Source organism: Noviherbaspirillum soli (genome assembly GCF_015352955.1).
Taxonomy (GTDB): Bacteria; Pseudomonadota; Gammaproteobacteria; order Burkholderiales; family Burkholderiaceae_D; genus Noviherbaspirillum_A; species Noviherbaspirillum_A soli.
This window is the reverse complement of sequence record NZ_JACYOX010000027.1, coordinates 56,823-75,438: the sequence shown is the minus strand read 5'-3', so window position 1 is coordinate 75,438 and position 18,616 is coordinate 56,823. Positions and strand designations below refer to the sequence as shown.

The following is an 18,616-nucleotide window of genomic DNA, read 5'->3' as shown; positions in this document are numbered from 1 at the left end:
GATTTTTCAGTTGGTTGTGAGTTTGATGCCGAAGCCAATCAGGAACAGGCCAGCCGCCCGGTTGGCCAGGCGGGCCAGTCCGCGATGCTGTTTCAGGCGCGACGCGGCGGCATTGCCGATCAAGACCAGCAAGCTGCAGTAGAACAGCGTGCAGCTGGCAATGATGGCAGCCATCACCGCGAAGGTCAGGCCGCTGCGATGCGTGGCCGGATCGATGAACAGCGGAAAAAACGCCATATAAAACACAATGGCCTTGGGATTGATGCTGGTGACCAGGAAGCCACGCCGGAAGTCAGCGGCGCTCGAAAATGGCACCACGCCGCTCGCTGCTTCCCTGGCGAATAGCAGCCGGATGCCCAGCCAGGCCAGGTAAGCCGCGCCCAGATACTGCAGTGCCTGGAATGCCAGGGGGTTGGCTTTGAGCAGCGCCGCCACGCCGAGGGCGGCCAGCAACATCAGCATGGCGTCGGCCAACATCAGCCCGGCGACCGAGGCGAAGCCACCGCGCACGCCGTTGCGCGCGGTGCATGTGAGCACGCAGAAGGTTCCCGGACCTGGCAGCATCAGAAACACCATGGCGGCAAGAATGAGTTGCCACACATCGGAGATGCCCATGAACGGTAACGGCGCAAGCATGCTGGCCTTACTCCCCTGCCCTGGCGATGAAGACCAGGTGCCGTTCGGCGTCCAGTCCCGGCACATGCAGCGGCTGCTTTTTCTCAACGCGCCATTCAGCAGGCAACCGGTCGGTTTCTTCGCTGGCGGCCACGCCCTTCATCGCAATGAAGCGGCCGCCCGGCGCAAGCAGATGACCAGCCCAGTTGACGAAGTCGGACAGATCGGCAAAAGCGCGGGAGGTGATCACGTCATAAGGCTCGGCCACCTGCAACGCCTCTACCCTGCCCGTGTGCACGGTCACGTTGCCCAGGCCAAGTTCGGCCTTTACCTGGGTCAGGAACGCGGTCTTCTTGTGCACAGTGTCTATCATGTCGACCCGCATGCCGGGCGCAGCTTCCTGCGCCCAGATCGCCAGCACCATGCCCGGCAGCCCGCCACCCGATCCAACGTCGAGCACCCGGTTCGCTCCGCTGAATGCCGGCATCGCGGCAAGGGAATCGAGAAGATGCTGCACCACCATCTGCGCCGGATCGCGTACCGCGGTCAGGTTGTAGACCGCGTTCCATTTCGCCAGCAAGGCAAGATAGTCGAGCAGCTTTTCCACCTGCGCCTGGGTCAGGGTCAGCGACAGCGCCGCGATGCCTTTTTCCAGTTGGGCGGAAAGTGCGGGACGGTCGAATGCCGGCACCCTCATGACGCGCTGGTTCCGGCCGGCGCTGCCGAGAACTCCCGGAATCCGCCTTTCTTGAGATGCACCAGAAGCAGAGAAATCGCCGCAGGCGTAACGCCTGCGATGCGGGATGCCTGGCCCAGCGTCTCCGGTCTATGCTTGTTCAGCTTCTGCCGCACTTCCATCGACAGCGCCTTGACCTGCATGTAGTCCAGTTCGGACGGCAGCTTCAGGTTTTCGAAGTGTTCATGACGCTCCACTTCCTTGGCCTGGCGATCAATATAGCCAGCATATTTCAGCTGGATTTCGATCTGTTCGCGCACAGCGTCGGCGAGAGGTTGTTCCGCAGAGAACTTCCTTCCGTCAACTGACTGCATGGACATCAATGATTCGTAGTTCACATTCGGCCGGCGCAACAGGTCGGCAAGGTTGTACTCGCGTTCCATTGCCTTGCCGAGCACCCGCTCCGCTTCCAGTCCAGCAACCAGCTTGGGGCTGACCCAGGTCGACTTGAGACGCTCGATTTCACGTGAAACAGCTTCGCGTTTTTCTTCGAATGCCTGCCATTGCGCATCGCCGACGCAGCCCAGCTTGCGGCCGATTTCGGTCAGGCGCATGTCGGCATTGTCCTCGCGCAGGCTGAGGCGGAACTCGGCACGGCTGGTGAACATGCGATACGGCTCCATCACGCCCTGGGTAATCAGGTCGTCGACCAGCACGCCGAGATAGGCTTCATCGCGCCTTGGCGTCCATGCCTCCCTGCCCTGGGTTTGCAACGCAGCGTTGAGGCCGGCCAGCATACCTTGCGCGGCAGCCTCTTCGTATCCGGTCGTGCCATTGATCTGGCCCGCGAAGAACAGGCCCTGGATCACGCGGGTTTCAAGCGAGGCCTTCAAGCCACGGGGGTCGAAGTAGTCGTATTCGATCGCGTAACCCGGCCGCAGGATGTGCGCATTTTCCAGGCCGATCATGGACCGCACCAGTTCAAGCTGCACGTCGAACGGCAGGCTGGTCGAAATACCGTTGGGGTAGAACTCGTTGGTCGTCAGGCCTTCCGGCTCCAGGAAAATCTGGTGCGATTCCTTGTCCGCGAAGCGATGGATCTTGTCTTCGATCGACGGGCAATAACGCGGACCAACACCTTCGATGACGCCGGTGTACATCGGGCTGCGGTCTAGGCCGCCGCGAATCACATCATGGGTACGGGCATTGGTGTGAGTGACCCAGCACGGCACCTGCCGTGGATGCATGGCCGCATTTCCCATGACCGAGAAAACCGGCACGGGATCGAGATCGCCTGGCTGTTCTGTCAGGCGGGCAAAGTCGATGCTGCGGCCATCGATACGGGGCGGCGTGCCGGTTTTAAGCCGGCCTTGCGGCAGCTTCAATTCCTTCAGCCGGGCCGACAGCGACACCGCAGGCGGATCGCCTGCTCGTCCAGCGGAGTAATTATTCAGGCCGACATGGATTTTTCCGTCGAGGAAAGTTCCGGCTGTCAGCACCACTGCACGGCTACGGAAACGGATGCCAACCTGGGTCACGGCGCCGACGACGCGATCGCCTTCCACCATCAGGTCATCCACGGCCTGCTGGAAGAGCCAGAGGTTGGGCTGGTTTTCCAGGCGCGAACGGATGGCCTGCTTGTACAGGATGCGGTCGGCCTGCGCGCGCGTGGCACGAACGGCTGGGCCTTTGGAGGAATTCAGGATGCGAAACTGGATGCCGGCTTCGTCGGTGGCGATTGCCATTGCGCCGCCCATGGCATCGACTTCCTTCACCAGGTGGCCCTTGCCGATACCGCCGATGGACGGGTTGCAGGACATCTGGCCGAGGGTTTCAATATTGTGGGTCAGCAGCAGGGTCTTCTGACCCATGCGTGCCGCAGCCAGTGCAGCTTCGGTGCCGGCATGACCGCCGCCGACGACGATGACATCAAATTCAGTGGGAAATAGCATTGTGCGCCTCGGGGAGACGATGAACAGAGGCGAGATTATAGAGTCTTTTCTTTCGACGTCGCTTCGATGGCGCAGATGTTTGTCCTTTGTTTCACGTGAAACAGACAGATTCGGGTCGGTTTTTGTTTCACGTGAAACCTGTCAGTGGAGCAGAAATGCGTCATATCCTGTCTTCAGAATCAATGCGCTGACAACGAACAGGAAGATCTTTCGGACGAATCCGCTGCCGTACTGCAACGCCAGCTTGCTTCCAATCAGCGAACCACAAACATTCAACAGCGCCATCATGATCCCTAACTTCCACAGCAAATGGCCGCTGTATCCGAACCAGAGCAGCGCCGCAAGGTTACAGGCTACGTTGACAATCTTGGACACCGCAGCCGCGCTCAGGAAGTTGTACCCGAAGACACGTACAAAAAGGAAGACAAGGAAGCTGCCCGTGCCGGGGCCGAAGAAGCCGTCGTAAAAACCGATGCCTCCTCCAATCATTACAGCCAGCCATTTCTCCTGCCAGCCTGCATGGATGGGAGCATGGTGCGTGCCAAGGTCTTTTTTCTTCAGCGTGTAGATTGCTACGGCCACCAGAATAAAAGGCAGCAACTTACGGATGAAGTCGGGCGGAATTTTCGTGACCGTATAAGCGCCCAGGAAGGACAGCACAAAAGCCGCCGCTGCCGCAGGCGCCGCAGTCGACCACTGGATAGTGATGCGGCGAGCGAAGTTGACTGCCGCAGCGCCCGTACCCCAGATACCGGCCAGCTTGCTCGTTCCCAGCAGCGTTGCCGGCGCCACCGATGGCAAGGTGGAAAACAGGGCCGGTATCTGTATCAACCCTCCCCCGCCGACCACTGCGTCGATCAATCCGGCAAGAAAGGCAGCCGCCGCCAGCACCAGGTAATCCGTCATGTCTTGTTGCTCTTCTTGATGGAAACGCCCAGGCTGCCGGGCAAAAAGACAGGCACCTTAGCAGTTCGCCCGGTGCATGTCATCTTGCTACAATCGTCGGACAAGGAGACGACATGAACACTTACAACACATTTACCTTCAGCACCGTACCCAACATTGTCTGCGAGACAGGCGCAGTGCAGAAACTTGGGACACTGCTCAGACAACAATTCCCGAATGTCAAAAAAGCCCTGATCGTGACAGACCGGGGCTTCCTCGGGACAGGCCTGATCGACGCTCCCAGAGCGAGCCTGACCGACGCCGGCATACAGGTAGAGACGTATTCCGATGTCCTGGCGGATCCACCGGAACACATCGTGCTGCAAGCAGCGGACAGCGCCAGACAGTATGGGGCAGACATTGTCATCGGCTTTGGCGGCGGCAGTTCGATGGACGTCGCCAAACTGATTTCGATCCTGGCCGGCGGCGACCAGCCGCTGTCCAGCATGTATGGCATAGGCAATGTCCAGGGACAGCGCTTGCCCCTGGTGCAGATCCCCACCACCGCCGGCACCGGCTCCGAGGTGACACCGATTTCCATCGTGACGACAGGCGAGACAACCAAGATGGGCGTGGTGTCTCCCAAGCTGTATGCCGACCTGGCTATCCTGGACGCCGCCTTGACGGTCGGCCTGCCGCCCAAGGTCACCGCCGCCACCGGCATCGACGCGATGGTGCATGCGATCGAAGCCTATACCACTCGGCACAAGAAAAATGCGCTTTCCGACATGCTTGCCCGGGAGGCACTCAAGTTGCTTTCTAGAAATCTTGTTGTTGCCTGTGAGGATGGCGGCAACCTGGAGGCAAGGCAGGCGATGCTGCTTGGTGCCATGCTGGCCGGCCAGGCGTTCTCCAACGCGCCCGTCGCCGCGGTGCATGCGCTTGCTTATCCGATTGGCGGCATATTCCACGTGCCGCACGGCTTGTCCAACGCGCTGGTGCTGCCGCATGTGCTGCGCTTCAATGCCAGCCATGCCGCGACCAGCTATGCCGAACTGGCCGATATCGTCGCGCCAGGCGCCCAGGGCAGCGACGAGGCCCGCAGCCAATCGCTGATCGTCGCGGTGGAAGAGCTCGCCAAGCGGGTAGGCATTGAAACCACGCTACGCCAAGTCGGCATCACCGAATCCGACCTCGACCGCCTGGCCGACAACGCGATGCTGCAGACCCGGCTGCTCGTCAACAATCCGCGCGAACTGCAACGCGCCGACGCGCGGGCGATCTACGCTGCCGCCTTGTAGACCACAGGCTGCGAGACAGGGCGGAAAACGCAGCCCTGTCTCTCCTGCCCCTCCCCTTTCCACTGCCGAACAGACAGACGGCATCAGCACTGGGCTGCCGTAGCGGAAGACGCGACCGGTAGCCATACTCACCTCTTGAGCGATGAATCCGGACCGAGCGAGCGTCCGGACATGGCGCATACCTGCAGCCTGCGCAAGCATCGGCCAGCGGTGCAACACAGCTTCGCCTGGAAGAGCCAACCATGAGTTCTTGCGCCTGGCGGCATGGGACGGCAATGGACCCGGCTTGCCCTGCTCTGCTCCACGCAGCAAGGAACCTGTGATCCAGATTCGTCCCCAACGCTCTTCTATGCCCCCTGGAACCCGGTCCGCCAACCGCCACGACTGCCCGGAGCCATAGGCGGGCACTGCGATGGCGCTTGACATCGCAGCCATCCGAACGCCGCACGCATGTCATGGCAGCTTCCCGGGCTACCCAGGGTCCATGACAGCCGCGCAGACTGCGTTTCATTTTTATCGGGCTCATACATGCAATCCAACAATCCAGCTAATGGCGCCAGCGGTTCAGGCCATTCCTTTTCCCTGTTCGCTTCGGATGGCATATCCGTCGGCGTTGACAGCGGGAATGGGCAGGCCGCGACCGGCCAGGGTGGCGCAACGCGCCAGCCCCGCCTGCATGCCGGCGGCCGTTCAGGCACGCCGCTGATATCCGACGATGACCGCCTGCCGGATGACGATGCCCTGGCAATCGACGCGCTCAATGACCAGCTTCGATCCTTGCGCGCGACTAATCCACTCGACCTGGGACAGACGCTGCAGTTTTTTGACGCCGTCAAGGCATCGGAACAGACACTCAAGGCCTTCTTGCGCGACGATCCGCATAACGCGGCGCTCCGCAGGCTGGCCGACGGCCTGTATGTCATTCTTCCCCGCCTGCGCGTCCTGCTTTGCGGCGATGGCAACGCCAGCCTCGGCATCGACGCCATCCACACCCTGTGCATGGGCCTGTCCACCTGCGTGGCGCCAGCACTGGGCGCGATGTTTGACAAAAAGCGCCAGCAAGAGCTGAAGCCGGACCTGCAGGCAATCACAGATACGCTGATGGAACGTGCATGCAAAGCCGGCATGCCGGCATCGATCGCTTCAATCGGAATCGTGCTCGGTATCCTGAACTGGGCCAGCCGCGCCCTCAAGGCTGATTGCATCGCCGTGAGCCAGCCTGTCAAGACCGTGTTCGATCATGCGCTGACCGTGCTTGGGCAATCGCTGGCTGGCAAGCTGAGCACCTGCGAACTGACCACGCATCAACTCGGCAAATGCGCCGTGCAGATCAACGCCATCTTCAAATTCAATCTGATAAGGCTTGATGACAGCGAGGAAGGCCTGGCCGGGCGCCGCCGTCTGGCCACTTGCGGCGAGTGGCTGTGCTCCACCGACATGGCGGCCCGGCTGGGAGACGGAAGGATCGATGCCGTGGCCTGCACGAATGTATGCAATCTTGTCAAGGACATGATGGATCATGGCCTGCTGCCGGCGGCTACAAACGGCCAGCTCTCGCAAGGGCTGACGGGTCTGGTGGAATTAATCCTCCGGATTCCCGCAAATCAGATGCTTGCAGACGATTGCCGCACATTATCCAATTGCGCCAATTTCCTGCGGGTGCTCGGCAGCCACGGCGCGGGCGTACCGGAGCAGGCACTGGTACCGAACTGGGGCGCTGCCAGCCACGCGCTGCTTGGCATGATGGATGAAGATACCTTCATGGCCTGCCTGCCGAGCAGCCAGGCAGTAGCGAACCTGATCAGTTTTGTGAAGCGCTGCGACCGGCACCTGCAGCAACGCCCTTCCGCTGGCCGCAACACAACGGCCACGACGCCGGCCGGACCGATCACCACGACCATGTCGCCGCTTACCAAAACAGCATGGCCGGCTGCCGCCGCCACTGTTCCAACCACCGCCGGCACCGGCCCGGAGTTCACGCAATATCTGCTGCGCAGAGCTGCCAACCACTTGATCCAGCATGCACTGCTCTGCGGCCCTGATGCATTTACTGCCCCCGAAACGCTCAGCGGGCTCTTGTCGGGCCTGGACTACATCGTGCGACGCAATCTGGTGCCAGCCACGCCGGAACTGGAGATCTTCACGGCAATCCTGATGGACAACATGGCCTGGTGCTCCTCGACGTGGAAGGAGAAGTCGCGCATGGTGGCATTGCCGGCGCTCCTCGGCTTGCTGACCGCGAAGCTGGTGACCCTGGCGCAAGCCCAACCTGGCCTGGCTGCGCTGCTGGGTCCATGCAACAACGCGAGCGCCTACAGCATGGCAGGCCTGGCAGCCGCCATCCGGGACAAAGGCGTGATCGAAGACGAGGTTCCTGCATTGCCCCCGGCCGAAGTCGTACCGCTGGTGCTGAAGTCGCCATCGCGCAATACGCTTCGGCCGCCACTGCCGCCAGGCTATACACGGGTCATCCCGCAATCCACCGCAAGCAGCGGCCACGGCGCCAGGGGCAAGAAAGCCGCGTCTAGTTCCCAGGCAGCCACGTCCGCCCGGACTACCACGCAGGGGGCCAAGGATGAGCCGGAAAGCCAGCCGTGGCACATTCCGCGCAAGGTAGGCAGGGCACACCCCGAGGCCGACGTCCCCAGCGCCATGGCGGCGCTTCTGCCACGAACGCAGCAGCCGGCGCCACCGGCGGCCGCCATGCCGCCAGAGCAGAAGGCAAAACCAAAACCCAAGCAGGCGACACAGCAAAAGCGTACCCAAAAGCAGAACCAGCAAACGGGCCGCGCCGCAAATGCCAGCGCCAAACCGGAAGACGAATGGTTCGCATTGCTCGGCTCCAGGGACCCGAACGCACTGAAACGCCTTAGGGAACTGGCCAGCCAGCCGGGCCTGCTCAACCGGAAGAAGGGAAAGGGACAGGAAAGCCAAAGTGCGCTGGCATGCGCGCTCGCTTCCGGCCACCTGGCAGCCGTGAAGTGGCTGCTGGCTGCTGAGACCGGATACCGTTTCGATGAGCCGGTTGGCGCATTCCTGAGCGCGGTGGAACAGTGCATTGCGCTGCTGGACAACGAGGTAATCGCATCGCTCGATTACTTTCTCGCCATGCAGGATGACACAGCCCGGACGGCACTCCAGCGCCACTTCGCCGCGCATCAGCCGGCCAGCGTCGGCATGCAAAACCTGCTGAAGCGCCACGGCTTGGCCGGCGCGGGCGTGGCGGCGACAATCCCGACGTTCAGAACGCCCACGACGGGCATAAGCACGACGACGACGACCACAGTATCGAATCGCAAGACCTATGATCAGGAAGACGCCCGGACGCAATTCACCCTGGGAGATTGCTATTGGAACGGCACAGGCGTAAAGCAAGACAAGGCCCAGGCCTTCGCCTGGTATAACGCGGCTGCGAACCAGGGGCTGGCCGAAGCGCAACTCAAGCTGGGCAATTGCTATTGGAGCGGCATAGGCGTGAGCGTGGACAAGGCCCGGGCCTTCGCGTGGTACAGCGCGGCTGCGCATCAGGGGCTGGCCGAGGCGCAGAGCAGCGTGGGCTATTGCTATCAGAAGGGTATCGGCGTGAAGGAACACAAGGCCCAGGCCGCCGGATGGTATCGCACGGCGGCAAGGAATGGGGACGCTACGGCGCAATACAGCTTGGGCATGTGCCATGAGTTTGGCATAGGCGTGAACGTGGACATGGCCATGGCCTTCGAGTGGTATCGCAAGGCTGCGCATCAGGGGCTCGCTCAGGCGGAATTCGCGCTGGGCAATTGTTACGAGAACGGCGCAGGCGTGAAGAAAGACAAGGCCCAGGCCGTCGAGTGGTATGAGAAGGCTGCGAATCAGGGGCTCGCTGGAGCGCAATTCAACCTGGGCATTTGCTATGGGCATGGCACAGGCATCGCCCAGGACTACGCCAAGGCCGCCAACTGGTATGAGAAGGCTGCACATCAGGGGCTCGCCGGGGCGCAATTCAACTTGTCCAATTGCTATGGGCACGGCATAGGTGTAATCAGGAACTACGCCAGGGCTTTTGCGTGGTGTGAGAAGGCGGCGATCCAGGGGCTCGCTGAAGCGCAATTAAACCTGGGCAAGTGCTATGGGGATGGCACAGGCGTCACCCAGAACTACGCCAGGGCCTTCGAGTGGTATCAGAAGGCGGCGATCCAGGGACTCGCTGGGGCGCAGTTAAACCTTGGCACTTGCTATGGGCATGGCATAGGTGTGAGCAATGACTACGCCAAGGCTGTCGAGTGGTATGAAAAAGCTGCGAATAAGGGGCTCCCCGAGGCGCAATTTTCCCTGGGCAGTTTCTATTGGAACGGCCTGGGGGTAAAGGAAGACAAGACCCAGGGCTTCACGTGGTATCGCAAGGCCGCGGACCAGGGATACGCCAAGGCGCAATTAAACCTGGGCAAGTTCCTGTTGGAGGGCATAAGCGTGAAAATGGACCAGAAGCAGGCGCTCGAGTGGTACAGGAAGGCTGCAAACCAGGGGCTCCCCGAGGCGCAATTTTCCCTGGGCCATTGCTATTGGTACGGGATGGGCGTGGACAAGGACTTGAACCAGGCCACCCATTGGTTTCGCAAAGCTGCGGACCAGGGATACACCCAGGCGAACAAATTCTTGAACTGACGCTTACCGCTTTCGAACCTTGATTTGAAAAATAAGCCTGCAATTCAAATCGCTTATGTTTTTCATGCTGATCGCAGGCATGCAAACGCCTGGGCTCATCCACAAATGTGGCAGCTTGATGAACATGCGCATCATCCGCATCCACGGTTCGCCACCCGCCGCTTCCTGCGGGGAGTCCTGCCACGGGAGCGGCAAGGTTCGCAAGCCTAACCTTGGTTCATCAGACGAATTCGGTTGCCGGGGCGGGTAACTTCGGAACAGACAGGGGCCACGAGCGCCGCCCTCCCCCTGCCCAAGTACGCCGCCTCGCGCCCGCCCATAAAAAACCCCGCTGCTCATCACAGCGGGGTTGTTCATGGCGTCGATAGCGTCAGTGCCGCGGGGCGGGCCTGATGCGCGCCGCGATCTCGCCCACGATGCCGCGCCGGAATGCCAGCACGCAGATGATGAAGATCAGGCCGGTGACGATGGTGACCGAATCCCCCAGCGTGTTGAACCACTCGATGCTGGTGATGCGCGCCAGCCCGTTGCCCAGGTCGCCCAGCTTGTTTTCCAGCGCGATGATTACGATGGCGCCGACCACCGGGCCGACGATGGTGCCCAGGCCGCCCACCAGCGTCATCAGCACCACCAGGCCCGACATGGTCCAGTGGGCATCGGTCAGCGTCTCGAAGCCCAGCACGAGCGTCTTGGTGGCGCCGGCAAGGCCCGACAGCGCGGCCGACAGCACGAAGGCCAGCAGCTTGTACTTGTCGACGTCATAGCCCAGCGAGATCGCGCGCGGCTCGTTTTCCTTCACCGCCTTCAACACCTGTCCGAACGGAGAGTGAATGATGCGAACGATCAGCGCAAAGGCCGCAATGACGATGGCCAGCACCACGAAATACATGGTGGTGTCATTCGACAGGTCCAGCACGCCCAGCAGGCGGCCGCGCGGCACGCCCTGCAGGCCATCCTCGCCGCCGGTGAACGGCGCCTGCAGGAACACGAAGAACAGCATCTGGGCCAGCGCCAGCGTGATCATCGTGAAGTAGATGCCCTGCCGGCGTATCGCCAGGCCGCCCATCACCAGCCCCACCAGCGCGGCGAATGCCATGCCGGCCAGAATGCCGATCTCGGTCGGCAGGCCCATGCCCTTCAGTGCATAGCCGGTGATGTAGCCGGCGCCGCCGAAGAAGGCTGCGTGGCCAAAGGAAAGCAGGCCGGTATAGCCGATCAGCAGGTTGAAGGCGCAGGCAAACAGCGCAAAGCACAGCACCTTCATCAGGAACACCGGGTACAGGAAGAACGGCGCGGCCAGCGCCAGCAGCAGCGCGATGCCGTACAGCAGTTTCTTATTCATTGCCATCTCCGATTACTTTTCTTTGCCGAACAGGCCGGCGGGACGGACCATCAGCACGATCGCCATGATGATGAACACCACGGTGGCCGACAGCTCCGGATAGAACACCCGCGTCAGGCCTTCGATGATGCCCAGGCCCAGGCCGGTCAGGATCGAGCCCATGATGGAGCCCATGCCGCCGATCACGACCACCGCGAACACGGTGATGATCAGGTTGGAACCCATCAGCGGCGACACCTGGATCACGGGCGCGGCCAGCACGCCGGCGAAGGCGGCCAGCGCCACGCCGAAGCCGTAGGTCAGCGTGACCATCAGCGGCACATTGATGCCGAAGGCCTCCACCATCTTGGGGTTCTCGGTGCCGGCGCGCAGATAGGCGCCAAGCTTGGTCTTCTCGATCACGAACCAGGTCACGAAACAGACGATCAGCGACGCCACCACCACCCATGCGCGGTAGTTGGGCAGCACCATGAAGCCCAGGTTGGTCGCGCCGCCCAGGGCGCTGGGCACCGAGTAAGGCTGGCCGGAGACGCCATAGATCGAGCGGAACACGCCTTCCACCAGCAGGGTGATGCCGAAGGTCAGCAGCAGGCCATACAGGTGGTCCAGCTTGTAGAGCCAGCGCAGCATGGTCTTTTCAATGATGATGCCGAACAGGCCCACGATCAGCGGCGCGGCGACCAGCATCACCCAGTAATTGATGCCGAAATAACTCAGGCCCATCCAGGCGATGAACGCGCCCATCATGTACAGGGCGCCATGTGCGAAGTTGATCACGTTGAGCAGGCCGAAGATCACGGCCAGTCCAAGCGACAACATCGCGTAGAACGAGCCATTGACCAGGCCCAGCAGCAGCTGGCTCAACATCGCCTGCAGGGGTATGCCGAAAATTTCCATCGCGCTTATCTCAAATCATCCGGCCGGAGCCGAACGGGCACAGAAAAAAGCGGCGCGCGAACCAGCCGCGCGCCGCACACGGGCTGCTGGTTATTTCCAGGCAGCGCACTTGGTTTCGGCTTTCGTCGTGAAAGCCTGGTCGCCCGGAATCGTCGCCACGATCTTGAAGTAATCCCACGGCGTCTTGGACTCGTTGGGCGCCTTCACCTGCATCAGGTACATGTCATGGATCATGCTGCCGTCGGCGCGGATGGTGCCGTTCTTGGCGTACATGTCATTGATCTTGGTGGACTTGAACTTTTCCCAGGCCTTTTCGGTGTCATCGGTGCCGGCCGCCTTGACCGCGTTCAGATACTGCAGCGTGGCCGAATAGTCTGCCGCCTGCAGGCTGGACGGCATCTTCTTCATCTTGCTGAAGTAGCGCTTGGCGAAGGCGCGGGTGTCGTCGTTCTGGTCCCAGTACCAGCTGTCGGTCAGGTACATGCCCTGGGTCAGCGCCGGCGTCAGCGAGTGGATGTCGTTGATGAACATCAGCAGGCCGGCCAGCTTCATGGTCTTGGTCACGCCGAATTCATTGGCCGCCTTGATCGCATTGATGGTGTCGCCACCGGCATTGGCCAGGCCCAGGATCTGGGCCTTGGAAGCCTGCGCCTGCAGCAGGAAGGACGAGAAGTCAGATGCCGACAGCGGATGCTTGACCGAGCCCAGCACCTGGCCGCCGGACGCCTTGACCACGGCCGCGGTATCGTTTTCCAGCGATGCGCCGAAGGCGTAGTCAGCCGTCAGGAAGTACCAGGACTTGCCGCCCTGCTTCACCACCGCGCCGCCGGTGCCCTTGGCCAGCGCCACGGTGTCATAGGCATAGTGCACGGTATAGGGCGAGCATTCCTCGTTGGTCAGGCGCGCGGTGCCGGCGCCGATCGAGATGAAGGGCTTCTTCTTTTCGGCCGCGACCTTGGCCATGGCCAGGCCGGTGGCCGAGTTGGTGCCGCCGATCAGCATGTCCACGCCTTCACGGTCGAACCATTCGCGTGCCTTGCTGGCGGCGATGTCGGCCTTGTTCTGGTGGTCGGCGGTGACGAGTTCAATCTTCTTGCCGTTGACCGTGCCGCCGAAGTCGGCGATCGCCATCTTGATGGCTTCCGCGCCGCCCTGGCCGTCGATGTCCGAGTACAGGCCCGAGATGTCGGTGATGAAGCCGATCTTGACCACGTCGCCCGAGATCTGCGCATTCGCGCCTGCGCCGAAACCCATGGCGGCAATCGATGCCACTGCCATCGCAATTACTTTAGCCTTCAACTTCATTGTCTTCTCCTTGGTGAATGGGGTGATGCCTTTATGCTGTCCCGGGCCCGGATCAAACCCCGAGCAGTTCGTTTAACACCGGCATCTTGGCGTTCAATTCGGATGCAGCAAAGGTCTCCACGATCTGACCATGCTCCACCACATAAAACCGGTCCGCGAGCGGCGCCGCGAAACGGAAATTCTGTTCCACCATCACGATGGTGTAGCCCTTGGCCTTGAGGGTGGTGATCATGCGCGCCAGCGCCTGCACGATGACTGGCGCCAGGCCTTCGGAAATCTCGTCGAGCAGCAGGAGACGTGCGCCGGTGCGCAGGATGCGCGCTACCGCGAGCATCTGCTGCTCGCCGCCGGACAGGCGGGTGCCCTGGCTGTTGCGCCGCTCCGCCAGGTTGGGGAACATGTCGTAGATCTCTTCGATCGACATGCCGCGGTCGGTCTTGGACACCGACGGCGGCAGCATCAGGTTTTCCTCGGCCGACAGCGACGAGAAGATGCCCCGCTCTTCCGGGCAATAGCCCACGCCCAGGTGCGCCACCCGGTAGGTCGGCAGCTGTATTGCCTCGACGCCGTTGATCCTGATGGAGCCGCGGCGCGCGCCGGTCAGGCCCATGATGGCGCGCAGCGTGGTGGTGCGGCCGGCGCCATTGCGGCCGAGGAGCGTGACCACCTCGCCCTTGTCCACTGAAAAACTGAGGTCGTGCAGAATGTGCGATTCGCCATACCACGCGTGCAGGTTGGCGACTTCAAGCGCTTTTTCCATGTGTGCTTTCCAGACCGGCGGCAGCAGAGCGTGCAGCCGCCGTGTTGATCAATGTGCGCCTTCGAGCGCGCCGCTGGTGGTGCCCATGTAGGCTTCCATCACCTGGGGATTCGACGACACTTCCTGGTAGTTGCCCTCGGCCAGCATGGCGCCGCGCTGCAACACCGAGATGCGGTCGCAGATGCCCGACACCACGCTCATGTTGTGCTCCACCATCAGGATGGTGCGGCCGGCCGATACCTTCTTGATCAACTCCGTGACGCGATGGACGTCTTCATGGCCCATGCCCTGGGTAGGCTCGTCGAGCAGCATCAGTTCGGGCTCCATGCCCAGCGTGGTGGCGATCTCCAGCGCGCGCTTGCGGCCGTAAGGCAGGTCCACCGTGACGGTGTCGGCGAACTCGGTCAGGTCCACTTCGGCCAGCAGGGCCATCGCACGGTCGTTCAGGCGCGACAGCGTGCGTTCGCTGGTCCAGAAATGGAAGGAATTGCCCAGCGCGCGCTGCAGGCCGATGCGCACGTTTTCCATGACCGTAAGGTGAGGAAAGACAGCCGAGATCTGGAACGATCGGATGATGCCCTGGCGCGCGATCTGCGCCGGCGCTGCCGAGGTGATGTCGCGATTATTGAAAAGGATCTGGCCTGCCGTTGGCACCAGGAACTTGGTCAGCAGGTTGAAGCAGGTGGTCTTGCCGGCGCCGTTGGGGCCGATCAGCGCGTGGATATGGCCCCGCTGCACCTGAAGATTCACATCGTTCACCGCGGTGAATCCCTTGAACTCCTTGGTCAGGTGCCTGGTCTCCAGAATGACATCGGCCATGGGGTCTCCTGTGTGGCTCTTGCTTATTCGTCTAGATTTTTCGCATGCTACACAGCGCTTGATCTTTTTAGCAATACGGTATAACTACCGTGCGTCAAGCTCTGTTACTGTGTTTTACGCTAGCGCATCATACATGCGCCTGCTGCAGTTGTTCAACAAATAAGGGGCATGCTGTCTAGGCAGCTGTGCGAGGTCATTCAGCGGTAGCCTGCCCTTATCAACGCAGCCGCCTTTTCGGCAATCATGATGGTGGGCGAATTCGGATTGCCCGAGGTGATGACCGGCATGATGGACGCATCCACCACCCGCAGCCCCGCCACGCCGCGCACCCGCAGCTGGCTGTCGAGCACGGCGCCGGCATCGTCATCGCGGCCCATCCGGCAGGTGCCTACCGGATGGAAGATGGTGGTGCTGATGTCGCCCGCGGCACGGGCCAGTTCCTCGTCGGTGGTCAGGTGCGCGCCGGGCTTGAATTCCTCGGGCGCATACTTCTTCATTGCCGGCGCATGAACGATGGTGCGGGTCAGCTTCAGCGATTCTGCGGCAATCTTGCGGTCTTCCGGCGTGCTCAGATAATTGGCAGTGATCTTCGGCGCCACCGACGCATCGGCCGACGCGATGCGCACATGGCCGCGCGCCGTCGGCCGCAGGTTGCAGACGCTGGCGGTAAAGGCCGGGAATGGATGCAGCGGCTCGCCGAAGCGCTCCAGCGACAGCGGCTGCACATGGTATTGCAGGTTGGGCGTGGCCTGATGCGCGTCGGAGCGGGTGAAGGCGCCGAGCTGCGATGGCGCCATCGACATCGGGCCGCTCTGGTTGAGCACGTACTCCATGCCGATCTTCATCTTGCCAAACCAGTTGCTGGCCATGGTGTTCAAGGTCTTGGCGCCGCGCACCTTGAAGGCCATGCGGATCTGCAGGTGGTCCTGCAGGTTATCGCCAACGCCGGGCGCATCGAGCTCGACCTTGATGCCATGCTGCTGCAGCAGCGCGCCCGGTCCGATGCCCGACAGCTGCAGGATCTGCGGCGAGCCGATGGCGCCGGCGCAAAGCAGGGTTTCGCGGGTGGCGTCCGCGCTCCATGCACGGCCGCCGCCGGTGAATTCCACGCCGGTGCAGACCTTGCCGTGTTCGGTCGACGCAATCTTCAGCCGCTGCACATGGCAGCCGGTCATGATGGTGAGGTTGCTGCGCTTGCTGGCGGGCTTCAGGAAGGCCTTGGCGGTGTTCCAGCGTATGCCGCGGCGCTGGTTGACATCGAAGTAGCCGCAGCCGTTGTTGTCGCCGCGATTGAAGTCGGCGGTCTTTGGAATGCCGACCTGTTCCGCCGCGTCGCGGAAGGCTTCCAGTATCTCCCACTTGAGGCGCTGCCTTTCGACCCGCCACTCGCCGCCGCTGCCATGAAATGCATCGGCGCCGTCGTAGTAGTCTTCGCTCTTCTTGAACAGCGGCAGCACCGCGTCCCAGCGCCAGCTGTCATCGCCGGTCAGCGCGGCCCACTGGTCGTAGTCATGCGACTGGCCGCGCATGTAGATCATGCCATTGATCGACGACGAGCCGCCCAGCACCTTGCCGCGCGGGTAGACCAGGCTGCGCCCGTTGAGGCCGGCATCGACCTCGGTGCGGTACAGCCAGTCGGTGCGCGGATTGTCGATGCAGTACAGATAGCCGACAGGGATATGGATCCACAGATAGTCGTCCTTGCGGCCCGCCTCCAGCAGCAGCACGGACACATTCGGGTCCTGGGTCAGGCGGTTGGCCAGTACGCAGCCGGCCGAGCCGGCACCGATGATGATGTAATCGAATTTGCCTGCCGATTCCACTGTCGTCTCCCCCGTCTTTCCGCCTTACTTCGCCACCGGCATCGTGAATTCCGCGCCCTTGTCTATCGATTGCGGCCAGCGCTGCATGATGGACTTGTAGCGGGTGTAGAACCGCACGCCCTCCTCGCCATAGATATGGGCATCGCCAAACAGCGAGCGCTTCCAGCCGCCGAAGGAATGCCAGGCCATCGGCACCGGGATGGGCACGTTCACGCCCACCATGCCCACCTCGATGCGGCGCGAGAACTCGCGGGCAGTGTTGCCGTCCGAGGTGAACAGCGACACGCCGTTGCCGTATTCATGGGCATTGATCAGCTCCACCGCCGACTTCAGGTCGGGCACGCGCACCACGCACAGCACTGGTCCGAAGATCTCTTCCTGGTAGATCTTCATCTCCGGCGTGACCTGGTCGAACAGCGTGCCGCCGAGGAAGAAGCCGTTTTCATGACCAGGCACCTTCAGGCCGCGGCCGTCAACCAGCAGCCGGGCGCCGGCGCGCACGCCTTCCTCGATATAGCCTTCGATCTTGGCCTTGTGCTGGGCGCTGACCACCGGCCCCATCTCGGCCGCGTCCTCCATGCCGTTCATCACCTTGAGCGACTTCACGCGCGGTATCAGCGCATCGATCAGCCTGTCGGCCACTTGCCCCACCGCCACTGCCACCGAAATCGCCATGCACCGCTCGCCAGCCGAGCCGTAGGCCGCGCCGATCAGCGCATCCACCGCCTGGTCGAGATCAGCGTCCGGCATCACCACCAGGTGGTTCTTGGCGCCGCCCAGCGCCTGCACCCGCAATGGCCAGGCGCCCTTGCGGCGCGCGCCTTCGGTATAGATATACTCGGCGATCGGGGTCGAGCCGACGAAGGATACCGCCTTCACATCCGGATGCTGGATCAGCGCATCCACGGCCACCTTGTCGCCCTGCACCACGTTGAAGACGCCATCCGGCAAGCCGGCCTGCTTGAGCATGTCGGCCATCATCAGCGACGGCGACGGGTCGCGCTCGGAAGGCTTGAGCACAAAGGTATTGCCGGTTGCCAGCGCCACCGGCGCCATCCACAGCGGCACCATCACCGGGAAATTGAAGGGGGTGATGCCGGCGGTGACGCCGAGCGGCTGGCGCAGCTGCCAGTTGTCGATGCCGCCGCCGATATTGTCGGTGAACTGGGTTTTCAGCAGTTGCGGCACGCCGCAGGCGAATTCCACGATTTCCAGGCCGCGAATCACCTCTCCTTTTGCATCGGAAAATACCTTGCCGTGCTCGCGGGTAATCGCCTTGGCCAAATCGTCATGATGACGTTCTATCAGTTCCTTGAACTTCGACAGGATACGCGCCCGCTTCAGCGGCGCCGTATCGGCCCAGGCCGGCGCGGCAGCGCTTGCGGCCGCCACTGCCGCGTTCACATCGGCCACGCTGGCCAGCGCCACCCTGGCGCTGACTTCGCCGGTCGCAGGATTGGTCACATCCTGGCTGCGGTCGCCGGTGGATGCCGTGACGGCGCCATTGATGAAGTGCTCGATGCGTGCGGGCTGGCTCATGGAAATCCTCATAAATGAATGATGTTTGGTGGCGCACAGGATAACGATGCCCAACTGCCAA

At 62.0% G+C, this 18,616-nt stretch carries 13 protein-coding genes; 2 read left to right on the top strand and 11 right to left on the bottom strand.

All coding sequences use genetic code 11. From position 1 onward, the window contains the following. Positions 1 to 6: 6 nt before the first annotated feature. The 4 genes from leuE to IGW04_RS17920 all read right to left on the bottom strand — a co-directional run bounded on the left by leuE (position 7) and on the right by IGW04_RS17920 (position 4,149). On the bottom strand, positions 7 to 636 hold the full coding sequence (gene leuE, locus IGW04_RS17935; protein WP_194714452.1) for a leucine efflux protein LeuE: 630 nt from the start codon (positions 634 to 636) through the stop codon (positions 7 to 9). A gap of 7 nt (positions 637 to 643) precedes the next feature. Beyond that, complete coding sequence (gene rsmG, locus IGW04_RS17930; protein WP_194714473.1) at positions 644 to 1,306, bottom strand: 16S rRNA (guanine(527)-N(7))-methyltransferase RsmG; 663 nt, start codon at positions 1,304 to 1,306, stop codon at positions 644 to 646. Between the two features lie 2 nt (positions 1,307 to 1,308). Beyond that, complete coding sequence (mnmG, locus tag IGW04_RS17925) at positions 1,309 to 3,243, bottom strand: tRNA uridine-5-carboxymethylaminomethyl(34) synthesis enzyme MnmG (RefSeq protein WP_194714451.1); 1,935 nt, start codon at positions 3,241 to 3,243, stop codon at positions 1,309 to 1,311. A 141-nt stretch (positions 3,244 to 3,384) separates the two neighbouring features. Further along, positions 3,385 to 4,149 carry a TSUP family transporter gene (locus tag IGW04_RS17920; protein WP_194714450.1) on the bottom strand — a complete coding sequence of 255 codons (765 nt, stop codon included), beginning with the start codon at positions 4,147 to 4,149 and terminating at the stop codon, positions 3,385 to 3,387. Positions 4,150 to 4,262: 113 nt separating this feature from the next. Here IGW04_RS17920 and IGW04_RS17915 point away from each other — a divergent pair, with 113 nt between their 5' ends. Together IGW04_RS17915 and IGW04_RS17910 are read left to right on the top strand one after the other, a co-directional pair. Continuing rightward, positions 4,263 to 5,429 (top strand): iron-containing alcohol dehydrogenase, encoded by a 1,167-nt coding sequence (locus IGW04_RS17915; RefSeq protein ID WP_194714449.1) that lies wholly within the window; start codon positions 4,263 to 4,265, stop codon positions 5,427 to 5,429. A gap of 528 nt (positions 5,430 to 5,957) precedes the next feature. After that, entirely contained in the window at positions 5,958 to 10,070 is a 4,113-nt protein-coding gene (locus IGW04_RS17910; protein WP_194714448.1) for an SEL1-like repeat protein, read from the top strand. A gap of 370 nt (positions 10,071 to 10,440) precedes the next feature. On the opposite strand, the gene IGW04_RS17905 is transcribed toward IGW04_RS17910, so the two are convergent. The 7 genes from IGW04_RS17905 to IGW04_RS17875 all read right to left on the bottom strand — a co-directional run bounded on the left by IGW04_RS17905 (position 10,441) and on the right by IGW04_RS17875 (position 18,555). Further along, positions 10,441 to 11,412: a branched-chain amino acid ABC transporter permease gene (locus IGW04_RS17905; RefSeq protein WP_194714447.1), complete on the bottom strand. Its 972-nt coding sequence runs from the start codon at positions 11,410 to 11,412 to the stop codon at positions 10,441 to 10,443. A 12-nt stretch (positions 11,413 to 11,424) separates the two neighbouring features. Beyond that, complete coding sequence (locus IGW04_RS17900; protein ID WP_194714446.1) at positions 11,425 to 12,309, bottom strand: branched-chain amino acid ABC transporter permease; 885 nt, start codon at positions 12,307 to 12,309, stop codon at positions 11,425 to 11,427. A gap of 90 nt (positions 12,310 to 12,399) precedes the next feature. After that, positions 12,400 to 13,608 carry an ABC transporter substrate-binding protein gene (locus IGW04_RS17895; protein WP_407672137.1) on the bottom strand — a complete coding sequence of 403 codons (1,209 nt, stop codon included), beginning with the start codon at positions 13,606 to 13,608 and terminating at the stop codon, positions 12,400 to 12,402. 58 nt (positions 13,609 to 13,666) lie between these two features. Continuing rightward, positions 13,667 to 14,374, bottom strand: a complete 708-nt coding sequence (locus IGW04_RS17890; RefSeq protein WP_194714444.1) for an ABC transporter ATP-binding protein — start codon at positions 14,372 to 14,374, stop codon at positions 13,667 to 13,669. A 48-nt stretch (positions 14,375 to 14,422) separates the two neighbouring features. Then, the gene (locus IGW04_RS17885) at positions 14,423 to 15,193 is read right to left on the bottom strand and encodes an ABC transporter ATP-binding protein (RefSeq protein ID WP_194714443.1); all 771 of its coding nucleotides are present in this window, start codon (positions 15,191 to 15,193) and stop codon (positions 14,423 to 14,425) included. 197 nt (positions 15,194 to 15,390) lie between these two features. Further along, positions 15,391 to 17,016, bottom strand: coding sequence for a GMC family oxidoreductase (locus IGW04_RS17880; protein ID WP_194714442.1), 1,626 nt, complete (start codon positions 17,014 to 17,016; stop codon positions 15,391 to 15,393). A 24-nt stretch (positions 17,017 to 17,040) separates the two neighbouring features. Further along, positions 17,041 to 18,555, bottom strand: coding sequence for a CoA-acylating methylmalonate-semialdehyde dehydrogenase (locus IGW04_RS17875; protein WP_194714441.1), 1,515 nt, complete (start codon positions 18,553 to 18,555; stop codon positions 17,041 to 17,043). Between the last annotated feature and the right edge of the window lie 61 nt (positions 18,556 to 18,616).